Annotated in this window: 11 protein-coding genes; 7 read left to right on the top strand and 4 right to left on the bottom strand. The window is 46.2% G+C overall.

Features of this window, described 5'->3' with window-relative positions; translation table 11 throughout:
- The first annotated feature begins 219 nt into the window (after positions 1 to 219).
- The 6 genes from ABH008_RS21890 (at position 220) to ABH008_RS21915 (ending at position 12,063) form a co-directional block, all read left to right on the top strand.
- On the top strand, positions 220 to 1,773 hold the full coding sequence (locus ABH008_RS21890; protein WP_347987729.1) for a class I SAM-dependent DNA methyltransferase: 1,554 nt from the start codon (positions 220 to 222) through the stop codon (positions 1,771 to 1,773).
- Positions 1,763 to 3,100, top strand: coding sequence for a restriction endonuclease subunit S (locus tag ABH008_RS21895; protein ID WP_347987730.1), 1,338 nt, complete (start codon positions 1,763 to 1,765; stop codon positions 3,098 to 3,100). The genes ABH008_RS21890 and ABH008_RS21895 overlap by 11 nt, the downstream gene beginning before the upstream one ends.
- Positions 3,097 to 4,506 carry an ATP-binding protein gene (locus tag ABH008_RS21900; RefSeq protein ID WP_347987731.1) on the top strand — a complete coding sequence of 470 codons (1,410 nt, stop codon included), beginning with the start codon at positions 3,097 to 3,099 and terminating at the stop codon, positions 4,504 to 4,506. The genes ABH008_RS21895 and ABH008_RS21900 overlap by 4 nt, the downstream gene beginning before the upstream one ends.
- Before the next feature lie 130 nt (positions 4,507 to 4,636).
- Positions 4,637 to 7,804, top strand: coding sequence for a type I restriction endonuclease subunit R (locus tag ABH008_RS21905; RefSeq protein WP_347987732.1), 3,168 nt, complete (start codon positions 4,637 to 4,639; stop codon positions 7,802 to 7,804).
- Positions 7,805 to 7,992: 188 nt separating this feature from the next.
- A complete protein-coding gene (locus ABH008_RS21910; RefSeq protein ID WP_347987733.1) occupies positions 7,993 to 11,124 on the top strand; it encodes a metallophosphoesterase in 3,132 nt (1,043 codons plus the stop codon).
- Positions 11,125 to 11,253: 129 nt separating this feature from the next.
- Positions 11,254 to 12,063: a P-loop NTPase fold protein gene (locus tag ABH008_RS21915; RefSeq protein WP_347987734.1), complete on the top strand. Its 810-nt coding sequence runs from the start codon at positions 11,254 to 11,256 to the stop codon at positions 12,061 to 12,063.
- A 10-nt stretch (positions 12,064 to 12,073) separates the two neighbouring features.
- Here the strand turns inward: ABH008_RS21915 and ABH008_RS21920 are convergent, their stop codons facing one another.
- From ABH008_RS21920 to ABH008_RS21935, 4 genes are all read right to left on the bottom strand, one after another.
- Complete coding sequence (locus ABH008_RS21920; protein WP_347987735.1) at positions 12,074 to 13,618, bottom strand: reverse transcriptase domain-containing protein; 1,545 nt, start codon at positions 13,616 to 13,618, stop codon at positions 12,074 to 12,076.
- Between the two features lie 265 nt (positions 13,619 to 13,883).
- Entirely contained in the window at positions 13,884 to 14,270 is a 387-nt protein-coding gene (locus tag ABH008_RS21925) for a four helix bundle protein (RefSeq protein WP_347987736.1), read from the bottom strand.
- A 97-nt stretch (positions 14,271 to 14,367) separates the two neighbouring features.
- Entirely contained in the window at positions 14,368 to 15,144 is a 777-nt protein-coding gene (locus tag ABH008_RS21930) for a DUF1566 domain-containing protein (protein WP_347987737.1), read from the bottom strand.
- A gap of 355 nt (positions 15,145 to 15,499) precedes the next feature.
- On the bottom strand, positions 15,500 to 16,123 hold the full coding sequence (locus tag ABH008_RS21935; RefSeq protein ID WP_347987738.1) for a recombinase family protein: 624 nt from the start codon (positions 16,121 to 16,123) through the stop codon (positions 15,500 to 15,502).
- A 137-nt stretch (positions 16,124 to 16,260) separates the two neighbouring features.
- On the opposite strand from ABH008_RS21935, the gene ABH008_RS21940 reads away from it, so the two are divergent.
- Positions 16,261 to 19,290, top strand: coding sequence for a Tn3 family transposase (locus ABH008_RS21940; RefSeq protein WP_347987739.1), 3,030 nt, complete (start codon positions 16,261 to 16,263; stop codon positions 19,288 to 19,290).
- Positions 19,291 to 19,298: the final 8 nt, after the last annotated feature.

Here is a 19,298-nt window from a genome sequence, read left to right on the forward strand (position 1 = left end):
TAGTCTATTTGATGATTGGTCGTTGATCAAGGAATGGGCCGAGTGGGTTCTCCCGGTATGGTTAGGAAGGAATGGTTTACCTCAGAACAATAAGCAGAATTGGCCAGCCAAAAAATCAGCGGTCAAAAAATTAAAAAGGGGTTATTGTTTAAAATAACTCAATAGGGGGTGTAATTCGTTACATAATTAGTCACTTTTGACCTTGTACACTTAAAAATCATGCTGGATGACATAAAAAGGACTCTCTGGGCTGCCGCAGATAAACTACGGGCGAATATGGATGCAGCCGAATACAAGCATTTGGTGCTTGGCCTCATCTTCGTCAAGTATATCTCTGATACCTTCGCCGCTCGTCGGTCAGAATTGACCCGGCGCTTTAAGGACGAAAACGACGAGTATTTCCTGCATGAATGCGACGATGAAATGCTTGCCGCCGAACTGGAAGACCGCGATTACTACAAGGAAGTCAACGTCTTTTGGGTACCGGAAACCGCTCGCTGGGAAGCTTTACGAGCTACCGCCAAGCAAGCGGATATTGGCAAACGTATTGATGATGCTTTATCCATTATCGAAGTCGAAAACCCCAAATTAAAAGGCATACTGGACAAACGATATGCCCGCGCACAATTGCCAGACGGTAAACTCGGTGAACTGGTCGATCTGGTTTCCACTATTGGCTTTGGTGACGACCCCGGCCAAGCCCGCGATGTGCTGGGACAGGTTTATGAATACTTCCTCGGCCAGTTCGCCAGCGCCGAAGGCAAGAAAGGCGGTCAGTTCTATACGCCTGCCAGTATTGTAAAAACATTGGTAGCTGTACTTGCTCCGCATCATGGCAAGGTTTATGACCCCTGTTGCGGTTCCGGCGGTATGTTCGTGCAGTCGGAAAAGTTCATCGAAGCCCATGGCGGCAAGCTGGGCGATGTGTCTATTTATGGTCAGGAATCCAACCCGACTACCTGGCGCTTGGCGGCTATGAATCTTGCCATTCGCGGCATTGATTTTAACCTGGGCCGCGAGCCGGCAGACACCTTCACCCGTAATCAGCACTCGGATTTACGAGCGGATTTTATTCTCGCCAATCCGCCGTTCAACATTAGCGATTGGTGGCACGGTAGTCTTGAAGGCGACCCTCGCTGGGTTTATGGCTCACCGCCGCAAGGCAACGCCAACTATGCCTGGTTGCAGCACATGCTTTATCAGCTGAAACCGAATGGTCGTGCCGGCATTGTGTTGGCTAATGGCTCTATGAGTTCCAGCCAGAACAGCGAAGGCGAGATTCGCAAAGCCATGGTCGATGCCGATGTGGTGGAAGTCATGATTGCCTTACCCGGTCAACTGTTCTTCAATACTCAGATTCCGGCTTGTCTATGGTTTCTCGCCAAACAAAAAACCAGTCGCCAGGGCGAAGTGCTGTTCATTGATGCCCGTAAGTTGGGCAAAATGATCAGCCGGGTGCAGACGGAATTTACCGATGAAGTAATCGATAGAATTGCAGGTACGGTTGCAGCATGGCGTGGCGAAGATGGTGCCGGCGACTATCAGGATGTTCCGGGCTACTGCCGTAGCGTCAAACTGGCCGAAATTGCCGAACACGGTCATGTTCTCACCCCAGGCCGCTATGTTGGTGCTGAAGAAGTGGAAGATGATGACGAAGCTTTTGCCGACAAGATGCAAAAGCTCACTGAAAAGCTGGGCGAACAGATGGCTAAAGGCGCGGAACTCGATCAGTTGATCCGGCAGAAGATTGGAGGACTGGGATATGAATTTTGATAGCCCTTCATCTTTGGATTTGAAGGGGAGGATTCCAGATGATTGGGATGTTCTACCCATTGAGGCTGTAACTGACTTTCAGGAAGGGCCTGGCATTTTGGCCAAAGACTTCCACGACTCAGGAGTGCCGTTGCTACGGCTAAGAAATATTGAAACTCCAGTCGTACACCCAGCTGGCTGTAATTTCCTTAACCCAGAGAAAGTTGCCAAAAAATGGAGTCATTTCGCCTTGCAGGAAGGCGATTTATTGATCAGTACGAGCGCATCTCTTGGGCGAGTGAGCGTTGTTGGCAGCAATGCCGTAGGCTCAATAGCATATACGGGTATTATTCGTTTTCGGAGTTCAAGTTCCAAACTTAACCACAAGTATCTTCGCGCATTTTTGTCCTCTGCGGCATTCGTAAAGCAGGCGGAACAAATGGCAACTGGAAGTGTTATCAAGCATTTTGGACCATCCCATCTTCGACAGATGGCAATAGTCCTGCCAAGTTTGAATGAGCAGGTGCAGATTGCCGAGATTTTTGACGCTCTTGACAATCGTATCGCCCTCTTGCGAGAAACCAACGCCACGCTCGAAGCTATCGCCCAGGCGCTGTTCAAATCATGGTTTGTCGATTTCGATCCCGTCCACGCCAAACAGCAAGGCCGCATCCCGGAAGGCATGGACGAAGCGACAGTCGCACTGTTTCCTGATAGCTTTGTGGAAACTGAACTGGGGTTGTTGCCGATGGGGTGGCGAATAGGATCGCTTGGTGACATTGCACAGACTTCAAGGCGGCAAATACAACCATCGGAGCTACACGCCGGTCAGCATTATGTTGGGCTTGAGCATATTCCCCGAAAATCTCTTTCTCTTTCAGATTGGGGTAATGCCGAAAAGCTTGAAAGCGCTAAAGCAGCCTTCGCTGAAGGCGATATTCTTTTTGGTAAACTGCGGCCTTATTTCCACAAGGTAGTGATTGCCCCATTTGCTGGTGTCTGTTCGACGGATATTCTGGTTTGCAACCCAATCAATCCAGCCTATTTCGGTGTTGTTGCAATGAATTTGTTCAGTACGTTGCTGATTGACTATGCCGAGCGTCTGTCTAATGGCGCAAAAATGCCTCGTATAAATTGGAAGGATCTGGCAGCCTATTCTATCTGTATTCCACCTGAGCTATTGGCCGAAAATTTCAGTAACGCGATCAAGCCGTTGATTGGGCGAATAATGGCAAACGTTCATCAAGCCAAAACCCTAGCTTCCCTTCGTGATACCTTACTTCCCCGCCTGATCTCTGGACAAATGGGCTTGCCAGATGCCGAAAACCTTATCGAGGATTTTGCGTGATCACCTTGGATACGCTTAAAAGTTGGCTAACCTGTGTTCGTGAAGACGAACATCTGGAATTCAAAGAAGCCAAGCAGCAATACGACACAACTAAATTGCTGCGTTACTGCGTGGCCTTGGCTAATGAAGGCGGTGGTCATCTGGTGTTGGGCATCAGCGACAAGCCGCCGCGCCGGGTTGTCGGCACACAGGCATTTCAGAATACCGGAGAAATCAAAGCACGAATATTGGAAGCGCTACGCTTTCGAGTTGAGATTACCGAATTGCAGCACCCCGATGGCCGAGTGCTGGTATTCGAAGTTCCACCACGTCCAGTAGGAACGCCGTTCCATTATGAAGGTGCTTATTTGATGCGGGCCGGTGAAGAATTAGTACCCATGAGTTCGGATCAATTGCGCCGAATTATGGCAGAAGGCGAACCTGACTGGTTCGATCAAGTGGCCCGTAAAGAAGCGACAGCCGATGAAGTGATTGCACTTTTGGATACGCAATCGTTCTTTGAATTGATCAGCTTACCTTATCCGACTTCGCGGGATGGGGTGCTGGCGAGGTTAACGCAGGAACGTTTGATCACAGAGCAACCCAGTGGTTGGCTCATTACTAATTTAGCCGCTATTCTTTTGGCAAAGCGGATGGATGCCTTCTCTCCAGATTTAGCGCGTAAGGCCCCGCGTGTGGTGATTTACGACGGCGTCAACAAACTGGTCACTCGTGAGGACAAAGTTAGGGTGCCTGGTTATGCTGTTGGCTTTGAGAGCTTGGTCGATTTTGTACATTCCGCAGCACCCCAGAATCATTTTGTTGAACAGGTGGTGCGTGAGGAAGTAAAAATGTTTCCGCGTCAGGCCATACGTGAGTTGATCGCCAATGCGCTTGTACATCAGGATTTTCAAGCCTCAGGTACATCGGTCATGATCGAAATGTATGCCGATAGATTGGAAGTATCGAATCCCGGTTTGCCGCCGATCAAGGTGGAACGCTTCATTGATGAGTACCGTTCTCGAAATGAGCGGTTGGCGGATTTGATGCGTCGATTGGGCGTTTGTGAAGAAAAGGGCAGCGGTATCGATAAGGTCGTCAGCGCTGCCGAAGTATTTCAATTGCCGGCGCCGGATTTTCGCGTTGGAGAGACACGAACAACGGCGGTACTGTTTGCCCATCAAGATTTCGCCGAGATGAGTAAGCCGGATCGGATACGTGCTTGTTATCAACATTGCTGTTTGCAGTATGTGAGCAATCAACGGATGTCTAACCAGAGTTTGCGGGAGCGCTTTAAGCTTCCCGAATCGAAAACCGCGACCGTTTCACTGGTGATTGGGGCGACTAAAGATGCGGGATTTATCAAAGCCGATGAGTCTGATAGCTTGTCTACCCGTTATGCCCGCTATTTACCTTTCTGGGCGTAAGGAGTGCTTTAATGCAAACCTTATTCGCTTTTGCTAAAGCAGAAAAAATCAAAATAAATCATATCCTTAAGTGCTTTAAAGCAAACCATAGGTTCATATTGAATCGAAGCATCCAGCACGGAGCCTTGAAATGACCGAAGACCAACTGGAACAAGAAACGTTGGGCTGGCTGACCGAAGTGGGCTATACCTCGATCAATGGCCCCGATATTGCCGTAGACGGTATCGCCGCAGAGCGTAGTAACTACCTTCAGGTAATTCTAGTCGAACGCTTGCGTCAAGCCATAAATCGGCTTAACTCAGCAATTCCTTTGGTCGCCTGTGAAGATGCCTTGCAGCAAGTTTTGAATCTTGATGCACCCGGACTGCTGGCTGCTAATCGCCACTTTCACCGTTTGCTGGTTAATGGGGTACGGGTTCAATATCAAAAAGACGGTGAAACCATAGGCGATTTTGTCCGCCTGATCGATTTTGCCGAAGTTAGCGCCAACGAATGGCTGGCGGTAAATCAATTTTCCATCAAAGGGCCGAAACACACCCGCCGCCCTGACATCATCCTGTTCATCAATGGTCTGCCATTGGGGTTGCTGGAGTTGAAAAACCCGGCCGATGAAAATGCCGACATCTGGAAGGCGTTTGACCAGATTCAGACCTATAAAGAGCAAATTCCGGATGTGTTCCAGTACAACGAGGTGCTGGTGATTACTGACGGCAGTGAAGCGCGCTTAGGCTCTCTGACCAGTGACGAAGAACGCTTCATGCAATGGCGCACCATTGATGGGGTTGCTCTCGACCCCTTGGGACAATTCAACGAGTTGGAAACACTGATACGCGGCTTGCTGAATCCAGCCACCTTTCTCGATTATCTGCGATTTTTTGTGCTGTTTGAAGACGATGGCACACTGGTTAAAAAGATTGCCGGTTATCACCAATATCATGCTGTACAAACAGCCATCGGCCAAGTCGTGACCGCTTCCCGACCGGACGGCACTCATAAAGGTGGCGTGGTCTGGCATACGCAAGGCAGCGGCAAAAGCATCACCATGACCTGCTTTGCGGCCAGAGTCATGCAGGAACCGGCTATGGAGAATCCGACCATCGTGGTTATTACCGACCGCAACGATCTGGATGGGCAATTGTTCGGCGTATTTTCGCTGGCCCAGGACTTGTTGCGCGAACAGCCAGTGCAAGTGGAAACCAGGCAAGACCTGCGAACCAAACTCAGCAATCGGCCTTCCGGCGGCATTATTTTCGCTACCATCCAGAAATTCATGCCGGGTGTCGATGAAGATATTTTTCCGATGCTGTCCGACCGCCACAACATTATCGTGATTGCGGACGAAGCCCACCGCACCCAGTATGGTTTTGAAGCCAAACTCAAAACCATTAAAACAGCGACGATTAAGGCACCGTCCACCGCAACTAATGATGAATTAGCTTTACAAAAAGTAGCGGATAAATCGCCACCTGCTTACCAGAACGCGTTTCAGGTGGGTTACGCCCAACATTTACGTGATGCACTGCCAAATGCCACTTTTGTGGCGTTCACCGGTACCCCGGTTTCTTTGGAGGATCGTGACACCCGTTCCGTATTTGGCGAATACATCCATATCTATGATATGCAGCAGGCCAAGGAGGATGGTGCAACGGTCGGTATTTATTTCGAATCCCGGCTGGCCAAGCTGGCGTTGAAAGCCGAAGATTTGCCCGATATTGATGCTGAAGTCGATGAACTGACCGAGGATGAGGAGGAAGACCAGCAATCCAAACTAAAAAGCCGTTGGGCGGCCTTGGAAAAAGTAGTCGGTGCCGAGTCGCGGATTGCCAGCGTGGCTGCCGACCTGGTTGCCCACTTTGAAGAACGCAACAAAGCGCAAACCGGAAAAGCCATGGTTGTCGCCATGAGCAGGGAGATTTGCGTCCATTTATACAATGAAATCATCAAACTCAGACTGGATTGGCACGATAGCGACCCCGAAAAAGGCGCAATCAAGATCGTAATGACCGGTTCCGCCAGTGATAAAGCCTTACTGCGGCCACATCTTTACAGCAAACAGGCAAAAAAGCGGCTTGAGAAACGCTTTAAAGACCCTGCCGATCCGCTACGGTTAGTCATCGTTCGTGATATGTGGCTCACCGGTTTTGATGCGCCCTGTATGCATACCCTTTACGTTGATAAACCCATGAAAGGCCACAATCTAATGCAGGCTATCGCCCGCGTTAATCGGGTATTCAGGGACAAACAGGGCGGTCTAGTGGTCGATTACATTGGCATTGCCAATGAATTGCGTAGCGCTTTGAAGGAATACACGGCCAGCAATGGTCGTGGACGGCCCACCGTAGATGCGGCTGAAGCCTATGCGGTGCTGGAGGAAAAACTCGACATCTTGCGAGGCCTGATGTACGGCTTTGATTACAGCGATTTTTTAACGGCTGGTCATAAGCGCCTGGCCGGCGCCGCCAATCACGTTCTGGAACAAAAGGACGGCAAGAAGCGTTTTGCCGACACGGCGCTGGCCATGAGCAAGGCGTTTACCTTATGTTGCACCTTGGACGAAGCCAAGGCAGTACGCGAAGAAGTAGCGTTTTACCAAGCCGTAAAAGTCATTCTCACCAAACGTGACATCAGTCAGAAAAAACGCACTGACGAGGAACGCGAGCTGGCGATTCGGCAGATTATCAACTCTGCCGTGGTTTCGGAAGAAGTGGTGGATATTTTTGATGCGGTGGGGTTGGACAAGCCCAATATCGGCATTCTCGACGACGCATTTCTTGAAGAAGTGCGCAACATTCCGGAACGAAACTTGGCGGTAGAATTGCTAGAAAGGTTGCTGGAAGGTGAAATCAAGGCTCGCTTTGCCGGTAATGTCGTTCAGGATAAGAAATTCTCCGAATTGCTGGCCAACGTGATTAAGCGTTATCAGAACCGCGCGATTGAAACCGCCCAGGTTATTGAAGAACTAATAGCGATGGCCAAGAAATTTCGGGAAGCGGCCAACCGTGGCGAAGAGCTTGGGCTAAGCGAGGATGAACTGCGCTTCTATGATGCGCTGGCCGACAATGAATCGGCTGTTCGGGAACTGTCGGACGAAACGCTGAAGAAAATCGCCCATGAACTCACTGAAAATCTGCGTCAGAATATCACTGTTGATTGGTCAACTAGGGAAAGCATACGGGCAAAGCTGCGATTGATGGTTAAAAGGATTTTGAAGAAATATAAATATCCACCGGATCAGCAGGAATCGGCTATTGAACTGGTTTTGCAGCAGGCTCAAGCGTTGGGCGATGCATGGATGTAATCATGCTCTAAATTCGATTCTTGGGAATTTTTTAAAATGAATGATGGTTTTTCTAAACGTGTCGGATTTCGTCAAGTCCATGAGTCTGAAATTACTGTTCTAACTGATGTGCCATGTGACATTACCCGTCACCGTTGGACTTCAATCCACTACAATAAGCCTACATTTTTTAATAATTGGACGATGAAATGAAGTATACGTTTCTACATATCTCTGATCTCCACTATCGTACCAATTGGCACGAAGAGAATGATTTAGTATGCAATAGATTTTTTGAAGATATTCAGAGTCAAATCAGAAGTTGTGAAAATCGTTATTTGATTTTCTCTGGAGATATCGTCCTTGAAGGCGCTAAGTCAGAATTTTATGCTGCGATTGAAACAAATTTTTCGAAAAAATTAAATGCTGCTGGTTTTTTATACGACAACCGGATTTGTACGCCAGGAAATCACGACATTTCAAGGGATGCTTTAAAACCTTTATTAATAATTCAAAAAGCAACGCTAGAACAGATGACTAATGAACAGTTGTTCAATGATCATCTCCCACAAAACGCTCAGACCTTTTTAGAATCAAAATTTAATAACTACAAAAAATTTGAAGAAAAATTCGCTAAATATACTGCCTGTGAATCAGATATTGGAGGCTCTGGTTGGGCGTTATCGGACGATGTTGGAGTATATTGTCTTAATACGGCGCTGTGTTCATTCGGAGGTCTATCTGATTCAGAAAATAAATATATCTCTGACCAAAACAAACTTATGATCGATACTCGATCATTACATAAATGGTTATCAGAAACTGAATTCAAAACCAGGATTCTTGTGATGCATCATCCATTGGATTGGTTAGTCGAGTGGGCGAAATCTGAATTAGAAAAAATAATATCTAGTAGTTTTCAGTTAGTTTTCTCTGGTCATATCCATGAAAACTCCGCTACGTTTTCAAATAGGGGGTTTGGCAATTCATTTCATTGTGTTGCTCCACCATTATTTACTAAAAAGTCAGAGTTATTAGGCTATTCATTTATAAATTTTGATGCATCGAATGGAACAATAGAGGTTGTTTATCGTCAATGGAGCTCGAAAAATCAAAAATTTGTACTTGGAACTAGCCTAGCTGGAGATGATTCAGGAAAAATAGTTTTCGTGCCTTCATCAAAAAATTATATTCCAATTGAATTCGATACTTCTGTTTCAAATGTAACGACTGACACACTGTCTATCCTTCAGTTTGAGTTTGAAGAAGCAATAACCTGCTATTCTTCAACAAAACGTCTATGGGTTGATCGTGATATAGCAAATATGCCTGAAACTCATTCAGATCGTGCAGATATCGTTATGATGACTCAAAACGATCTGGTTGAAAACTTTAGGCCTTGTATCATTAGAGCTCCAAAGCAATTTGGATTAACTTGTTTAGGTCGATACGTTAGCTTAGAACATTACCGTTTAAATGCAACTACTATCGTTATGATAGATATGACTGAAATTCTAATTTGTAAAAATGGAGTTATTTCATATGTTGAATCAAGATGCAAAGAGCTAAATATACTAAAGAATAGTATTGCTGGATTTATTATTGATAACTGTCTATTTGATAAACGAACACGGGCTATTTTACGTAATCTAAAATCAGTGTACATAAATACTCCTATAGTGTTACTTGAAGGTGTTGATGATTGTGCACAAATTGCAAATGCTATAGAGATAGAAAACGACGAAGTTGTCGAAATTCTTTATTTATGGGCATTGACTAAGGCAAGGATAAGAGAATTAGTCGTTAAATATCTTCAAGGAACAAGTTCTTTGGATGATAATTTAGTAACAAAGAAAATAGTTGAAGATATTGATGCTCTAAATATTTATCGGACTCCAGATAATTGCTTGTTAATTCTTAAGCTTTTTGAACAAGCGTTTGATGACACTCCAGTTAATCGTACTGAAATGATTGGTAGAGTATTATATTTTTTATTTTACCAATTTAATAAAATTCCAAGCTATGCAACACGACCTGATTTAAAGGATTGTGAATATGCTCTTGGTTTTTTCTGCGAATGGTTAATACGGTCTGGAAAAAAATCGTTTTCAAAAAATGATTTCTATATCAAAGTTCAAGAATACTGTAGCTTACAAATACTTGACTTAGATATTGAAGTTTTATTTGCATTTTTAGCCATGGAACACATTTTTGTAAGGAAAGGCACTGAGTTTGAATTTCGATTCAATTACTGGTTATACTTCTTTGCAGCCCACAGAATGCATCATGATCCTAATTTTGCCGAATTTATATTGACAGATCGTAGATATTCAGCATTCCCTGAAATTATAGAGTTTTATGCAGGTATTGATAGGAGGCGGTCTGACGCAGTTAATCGTCTGACTGAAGATTTGATGAATATGAATGCCGATTTCTTAAAACGAACTAGTATCTCAGCAGATTTCAATCCTTTAAGGCATGCTCTCTGGACACCTAAAAATGAATCACTAGAAAAATTAAAACAAGAAGTGGAACTTAGCATGACTGAGTCATCGTTGCCATCGGCAATAAAAGATGCAATTGCAGATCATGGTTACAATCGTGCAAAACCATATAACCAAGAGTTGGCTACATTTATAAATGAAACCTCATTAAAACAGATGATTCATGCTATGAAAGGAGCCGCGCGAGCTTTACGAAACAGTGATCATGTGACTCCAGAAGCTAAAACAAGGTTATTAGAGGAAGTAGTTACTTGTTGGATACGAGTTTGTCAAATTTTAGTAATGTTGTCACCAATTTTAGCGCATCATAGGGAGGCCGCTTTTGAGGGAATGGGATTCTATTTAGACAAAAGTTTTGATGAAATTAAGTCGCCACAGGACAAGTGGGAAAGAATTATGACTGTAATAGTAGATAACGTTGTAGGATGGTATCAAGATGATATTTTTTCGAAAAAAATGGGGGCTTTGTTAAGTAATTATAACAAGAATAACCAGAGCAGCTTGGGAGAACTTCTTGTTCTTTTAGTGATTGTTAAGCAAAGACCCCCTAATTGGGAAAAAGAAGTCGAACAATTTATTGTTCGAGAACATAAAAACTCTTTCTACTTAAGTAAAGTTTTCGATGCACTCAGATGTGAGTTTAAGTTCAGTTTTTCAACCGAGCGGAATCGGCAGGAATTAAGGCGCTTGGCAGCAATGGCGTTAGCAAAACATGATAAGGGCACAATTGTTCGAAATAAAAAGCAGATTGAAGCTACTGCCAAACGATTTGATGAAGCCCCACCGGAGAAAAAAGGGTTTGTATGGCGTTTTGTAAAACCAAGAAATCGCAAGTGAATGGGCTCACACGTCTACAATCCGTTGGAACAGCCAAGGCCGAAGCTACATTCGACGCGCTATTTGCACGCACTTTTTCAAAAAGGAGCATTAAATTGATGCTACACAAATACTTAAGCGAGATGTCACATGTGGCATGACGTCGAGACATCGACCGATCTACTCAATTTTTCAGTAGTCGCTGATACAGCGGCCCAACTTATTCGAGACTCTGCAGGACAGCCACTGTCCATCGGAGTGTCAGGAAGTTGGGGAGTCGGAAAATCTTCCTTAGTAAAGATGGTCGCGGAATCCCTGCGAATATCCGATAATTCTGATGAGAAATACATTTTCTTAGACTTTAACGCTTGGTTATATCAAGGCTTTGACGATGCCCGCATGGCGTTACTACAGTCGGTGTCAGACAAATTGGTCAAAGAGGCTGGGTCGCGAAAAACTTTTCTTGATAAAGCAAAGGACTTCGCCAAACGGGTGAGGTGGCTTCGTGCGGCGAGGCTTATTGCCCCAGTTGCACAAGGTGTCGTCATGGGGGGAGCTATTGCCGGTCCTATGGGTGCAGTCATAGGAGCAGTTGGTGGGCTATTTAAGGCTGAGGGAATGCCTACTGCCGAAGACATAGCCAAGGTCAAAGATGCCTACGGTGAGCTCCAGCCTGATTTGAAGGATTTACTCAAGGATAAAGAAGCCATTTCACTTCCTAATGAAATAGCAGGACTGAGGATAGCATTTCAGGAAATTCTGGAAGGATTAGACGTGACCTTAGTAGTCTTTGTCGACGACCTTGACCGTTGTTTGCCCGACACTGCTATTTCGACACTAGAAGCAATGAGGCTGCTTTTATTCATGCCCAGGACTGCTTTCATCATAGCCGCCGATGAGCAGATGATACGGGGGTGTAAGCCCAAACCGCCGAAAATTCAGGAAGTATTAAAACTCTAAATCACATAACTCAGACCAGCAACTTTTCTTTTACAGATATTCCAATCCAGCGCTCCGCCGGATGCCTGCATTTTACGCCACCCGCTGATAAACTATCCTGCTCAATTACCCATAACACCTGCCGACCTTGCGCCAACAATCGCTTAGCCATATTGGCACCCCAAGATAGCGGCATACCATACCGTGCTCCGCGCCGGTTTTTGGTGAGTGGTTTCAAGCCTAAGGATACCGCAAGGCCATCGTCTGCGGAATGATAAAATTCGTAATAGCAACCGACCTGAAAAAGCAGCACATCGCTCGCAAACTGTTTTTTTATGAAATTATATTGCCTGCGGGTACAGGAAAACTGTTTGGGAAGTTCATAACGTAGCTGCAAGGCCAGATACGTGTTATCAATTTTAAAATACTGTTCTAAAAACGGGAACTCCTGCCAGATGGAACAGCGCAAATCAAAACTATCGGCATGCCGTAAATGACCAAGATAGGATGCCAGCGTAGACCGGCATTGTGCCAACACGGTTTCATCAAAGCGATATACGGTATATTCTGATTGCTGCCTAACCAGCAAACGCTCAAAACCAAGTAATTTACCACGTAGATTATTGACGACCCGCCGCCTGACCAGCCTATAATCGGCACGAACGATGTAGCCTAAAAAATCCACGCCATTGCCGACCGGTCTTAACTTATCACGGCTATCGTTCAGCGCCAGTAATAAGCTTTCCGCCAAAAACTGTCTTATCTGTTCGCGCCAGACCGCGAGTTGCTCAGGATTAGTATCCAACAGCACAAAATCATCGCAATAGCGCAGATAATATCGGCATTTCAGTTGATGTTTGACAAACTGATCCAGGCGATTCAGATAAACATTGGCAAAAAACTGGCTGTTGAGATTGCCTATGGGCAGACCCTTACCGGCTTCACATTGCAGCAGGCTTTTGTGTGGCGGCATGTGCTGTAACAAGCCCGGTTTGCCTTTATAATTATAGTTGGCAGTACAATCATGAAACACCAGTAATTTACATAACCAGAGCACTTCCGGGCTGTCGATATGCGGCTTTAAAAAAGACCACAGTAAGTGCTTATCGATACGCATGAAATAATTGCGCACATCCAGTTGCAGATAGTAGGCCCGCCGCTTGCCGTTTTCGGATGCGCTCCGGATAAACTGGGTCAGCCGATCTACCGCTTTATGGATGCCTTTGTCTTTGCGACAGGCATAGGAATCATGAATAAATACCGGCTCCCAGTAGCGTTCCAGTTCATGCACCAGCACATGATGGACAACGCGATCCCGAAAGTCGGCTGCGAATATTTCCCGTAGTTTCGGGCGTTCAGTAACAAAACAGACAGACGCGGATGGGCGATAGCTGCGATCTTGCAGCGCCGCCGACAGTTCCAGCAGATTCAGTTCCTGTCTAGCTTCAAAACGCAACGCGTTAAAGGTATTGCGTTTGTGTCTGCGGCATAATAGATAATGCTGATACAGACTGGCGAAGCTGAACAGTTCTAGGTGTTGCTCAAAAGCTATCATTCTCCGGGGCTGACTGCCCATGCATAGAACTGGTTGTTCTTATTGTTGTTGTTCTGGTTGCCATTGTTGGTATTGAAGTTCCATGCGTTGTTAGGATTGGCAGCATACTCCGTACCAGACCAGTACACATAGGCAGACGCATAGCCTGTTTACTTTATGGTTGCAAAACAACCCACCGTTTGGAAATCCGCTAGCGGTATTCCGCACTGTATGGCCATACCCGGCAAACCGGGTGAAACAGGCGCACAATGATACAACTCGGCACGCTGGACTGACGATTTTACGGTCAGCTCATTCTGGCGCTTTTGTCCGGCTTTTTCTGCGGGGACTGACTTTGATTTTTCAGCCAACCCTCGTTCTGTCTGCAAACTTTTGCCGTCAGCTCAACCACATGGCTGTAGGCGTTAAAACTTTTGAAAGCCTGGGCTTCCTTGGCTATCCTGACTAATAACAGCAGTTCTTCAAGGTGATCTCGTAACACTCTTAAAGCCTGCTGTTTATCGCTTTGGTTATTGGCCTGGATGATCAGTGTCACCGCTTTACGGCTGGCATTGCGTAGCTCACTACCCAGGGTGTATTTGTGGTAACGGCTAAAACTGGCGACGATTTTTTCAAAATGTACCGCCAGATTTAAGGCATCCCGGTAAATGGGCAGATGTTCGTAACGCGCCATATATTACCCTCGCCAACCGCTATTACCCCAAAAAAAATCTCAAGGGGGCTATCGCCCCCTTGACCCCCAAAAGGGCCAAATAACCCAAAGCACCCAATTACCCAGCGTGACCGCGTCGCTTCAAGCCCAGTAATCCCAACATGCCAGTGCCAAACAACCACACAGCGCCTGGTACCGGCACGGCGTTCACTTGTCCGGGGCTGACTGCCCATGCATAGAACTGGAAGTCCTTATAGCTGAGGTTCTGGTAGCCATAGACGGTATAGAAGTACCATGCGTAGCCAGGATAGGCAGCATACTCCGTACCAGACCAGTACACATAGGCTTGAACATTGCTGAACGGGCCTGAGGGGATGGAACTGCCTGCTGTGCCACCCAGTTCGTTGTAAAACAATTCACCCAGTTGGCTGCCGTTATCATAGCCAAAAACGGGATTACTAGTTGGCAAGGCCCATTGGTTGGAACCGCCATAATTCTGGGTATCCAGATAGTGTACCAATGCTTGACCGGCCCACCAGTCCACTGTGCCGCCACTGCCAAAGTCCGCAGTAGTCAGTGTGTAGGTGCCGGAATAGGCTCGGCCATTAGCGCCGTCGTAATTGTTGAGGGAGCCATCATAATAATTGGGCGTGTCATGAATCACGCCGCCGCTGGCATTGATGATGGCAGTCACAATATTAGTGTAGCTGGTAGATTGATAAGCCCCTTCCCAAGTGCCTAATAGATTGGCGTCCTGTGTCCAGGTGGTGTTATTGCCGGAGTCGTAGACCAGATTTTGACCGTTGACCGTTTCGCTGGTCAGTGTCGCCTGGGCGTTAAAGCTGGCCAGACCGAATAATAGGCTGGCGGCCAGCAGGGTTTTTCCTTGTAGCATGGGGGATTCTCCTTTCTTTAAGTTTTGATTGGTTCAGGTAGAGTGCAGCACAATCGGCTGACCCAGGCTTTTTTACCAACCCAAAATAAAGATATGGCTAGGGGCTAGGGGCTAGGGGCTAGGGGCTAGGGGCTAGGGGCTAGGGGCTAGGGGCTAGGGGCTAGGGGCTAATTGTACGCAAGCGTACATTATCATATTTGCCAATTATTTCACATTAAATTTTTGTGACAATCTATGCTTAGAGCTTGTATGCTCATAACTACTGGATTAATAGGCCCTAAAACAAGTAAAGCTTGAGATAGAATATCAATTATTCCAGAGCCACTGCCCGCAATCGCTTCGATAGGGATGCGGTCTAACGCTTAACCAACTGCTGTAAACCGCGTTTGTTGATATAAGTATTGAGTGCGATGTGACTCGAATAGCCTAACACTTTTGCGATTTTCCTGACAGAAAGGCCATAGCCGAGCAATTCCTTGATGCGATCCAAGCTATTGTCGAATTTACTTTTCTGTAAAGTACCTTTTGGCTTGCCAAGTTGCTGACCACTGGCCTTTTTTGCGGCTAAAGCTTCTTTGGTGCGCAAACTGATCAAATCTCTCTCCAATTCACCAAACAGCGAGAACAGCGTAACAATGATCTTGGAATTCATATCCTGATTTGCAATATCCAGATTTTGCTTGATGGTAATAACGCGGATATTGCGTAGTACCAGGGCATTGATTAACGCGATGACCTCTGCAGTACTTCGCCCCAGTCGGCTAAGTTCTGTGACTACCAGCGTATCGGTCTCTGTCAGCATTCCCGCCAATTCATCTATCCGGCGTTGTTTGCTGGTTTTGCGCGATGAGATTGTGATTTCGACAAATTCATCAATCCGTATCTCCTTTTTCCGCGCAAATTCCAAAATTTCCAACTTTTGGTGATTCAAGTCTTGCTTGTCGGTAGAAGCACGCAAATAAGCGACGATTTTCCCCATAAATACTGCCTGTTAAGTTTTAACCTAAAATATACCGTAAAACAATCCAAAATGGATAGGTCTTTCATTATATTTCATCTAGCCATTATGGTGCTATATTAACGCTCGTTTTTACAGATACAATTTGCATGTGATATATGCTGACTAAAAGCGAAAGACTTAACATTCTATCCAGCCAGGAGCAATTCGCCTTGTATGGGCTGCCTGATTTTGACGACAGTCAACGGATGGAATATTTTATCTTCACCGAACAGGAACTGGCACGGGTACTCGACCAACGCAGTGTGCATGCTCAAGTTTACTGCGCATTGCAAATGGGTTATTTCAAGGCCAAACAGGCCTTCTTTCAATTTTCCTGGGATGAAGTGAAAGATGACTGTACTTTTATCCTGACACGCTACTTCAATGATTTGGCCTTTCTTCCGATACCGATAACCAAGCATGAATATTACGCACAACGCGCGTTGATCGTTGACTTGTTTGGCTATCGGCTATGGGCGGCAGATTTTTTACCGGCACTTGTCGAACGAGCTACTCAGGTTGTCTCTCGCGATGTCACGCCCAGTTTTATCTTGGTTGAGCTTATCGCCTATTTAAATGATCAAAAGATCGTTCGACCAGGCTATACGACGTTGCAGTCTCTCATCAGCGAAACACTGTCCAACGAACGTAAGCGGCTGGGCGTGTTACTCACTGAGATGCTAGACGATTCAGCCAAAACGGCGCTCCAGCAACTTCTTGTGCGCGATGATACTTTGTCCGGATTGGCCGCTCTCAAACAAGACGCCAAACACTTTGGTTACCGCATGATGGTTTTGGAGCGGCAGAAGCGCACCGCCTTGGAACCCTTATATCAACTGGCTAAAACGCTCTTGCCAAAATTGGAAATTTCTCAGCAAAACCTTAACTATTACGCCAGTCTCGCGCATTTTTACACGATCTACGATCTTCGCCGCCTGAAGCAGGAACAGACCCATCTATACTTATTATGTTACGTCTGGCTTCGCTATCGGCAACTGACTGATAATCTGGTTGACGCCTTGGGTTACCGAATGAAGCAGCTCGAAGACGACACCAAGCTCAAGGCTAACAAGCTTATCACCCAGCATCTGGCTAATCGACAACCGGAAACCTCTCAGATTGGGCGCTTGTTGCTGATCTATGTCGATGAGCAGGTTATCGATGACACTTCTTTCGGCGAAGTCCGTCAGCAGGCCTTTGCCATCATGCCTAAAGATACATTACAAATCACTGGTCAACGCTTATGCGAGAAACCATTAAATAAAATGGAATTGCGCTGGCAAGTGGTGGAACAGTTGTCTGCTCATTGTCGCAAGCACTTGCGTCCGCTTTACTGCGCACTCGATTTTGCCAGTACGGTGCCGGATAACCCGTGGTTGGCGGCGCTAACTTTAATGAAGGGCTTGTTTGCCAAACAACAACGCTTGTCGCAGCAACCGATGAACGCGTGCATAGAAAAGACCGTCTCGCCGCGATTGCGACGCTATCTGCTGACCATTGATGCGGAAGGGAAAGCCACAGGTGTGCAGGCTGACCGGTACGAATTTTGGATTTATAGGCAAATCAGGAAACGCTTCAAGTCAGGTGAACTCTACCTGACAGACAGCGTCCAGCATCAATGTTTCACGCATGAACTCGTTTCCCTGGAGAAGATGCCGGCTGTGCTCCAGCAATTAGACATTCCCTGGGTACGTCAGCCCATAGAAGCTCAACTTAAAGTCTTGAGCGATGAACTTCATAGTCTTTGGCTGGCATTTGACAGCGATCTCCGCCAAGGAAAGCTAAAACACCTTGAATACGATAGTGAACTCAAAACACTCACATGGCATAAATACAAGGCCAGCAACGATAAAGCACTCCAGGAAAGTTTCTATAGCAAGCTGGGCTTTTGCAATATTGCCGATGTACTTCGTTTTGTTAATGAGCAATGTCACTTTTTGTCGGCAATGACACCGTTGCAGCCACGTTATGCTAAGCAAATCGCCGACAAGGACAGTCTGTTTGCGGTCATCATGGCTCAAGCGATGAATTATGGCAATCTTAAAATGGCACAGACCAGCGATATTCCCTATCATATCTTGGAGACCACGCATCAGCAATACTTACGGCGATCCACTCTGAAAAAAGCAAACGACGCTATCAGCAATGCTATCGCCGATCTTTCTATTTTTCCACATTACTCGTTCGATCTAGGGGTATTGTACGGTGCCGTTGATGGGCAAAAACTTGGGGTCGAACACCCAACCATCAAAGCGCGGCATTCCAGAAAACATTTTGGCAAGGGGAAAGGCGTGGTGGCCTACACCATGCTATGTAACCATGTGCCCGTGAATGGCGGGCTGATCGGTGCCCATGAATATGAAGCCCATTTTGTTTTCGACATCTGGTACCAGAATACATCCGACATCGTGCCAATGGTGATTACTGGTGATATGCATAGCGTTAATAAGGCCAATTTCGCAATCACGCACTGGTTCGGATTGCGATTCGAACCGCGCTTCACTAACCTTGAGACGCAATTGAAGAATCTATATTGTTGCGGCGATCCTATGAAATACGAGAAATGCCTGATCAAGCCGGTTGGGAGTATCGACTTACAAGCGGTTCAAGACGAAAAATCCAATATCGACCAGATCGTGGCCACTCTGGGGATCAAGGAAATGACTCAAAGTACGCTGATTCGGAAATTATGTACCTACACGCAATCAAACCCAACCCGTAGCGCGGTCTTCGAGTTCGATAAGCTAATCCGCAGCATTTACACATTGCGATATTTGCGCGACCCACAAATCGAGCGCAACTCGCATCGTTCGCAAAACCGGATCGAATCTTATCACCAACTGCGAGCAGCAATCGCGCAGGTTGGCGGCAAGAAGGAACTCACTGGCAGGACGGATCTGGATATTGAGGTCAGTAACGAATGTGGGCGGCTAATCGCAAATGCGATCATTTATTATAATTCCGCTATCCTGTCACGGATACTCGACAAATATGAAGCATCCCCCAAACTGAAGATTTTGGCACTCATCAAGAAAGTCTCGCCTGCGGCCTGGCGGAATATTCATTTTAATGGCCATTATGCTTTCAGAGATAGCGGACAGAGTATAGACCTTGATGCAATTGTAGCTAAATTGGAGCTGGAATAATGGGGCTG

The sequence above is a fragment of the Methylomonas sp. AM2-LC genome (assembly GCF_039904985.1).
Classification (GTDB): Bacteria; Pseudomonadota; Gammaproteobacteria; order Methylococcales; family Methylomonadaceae; genus Methylomonas.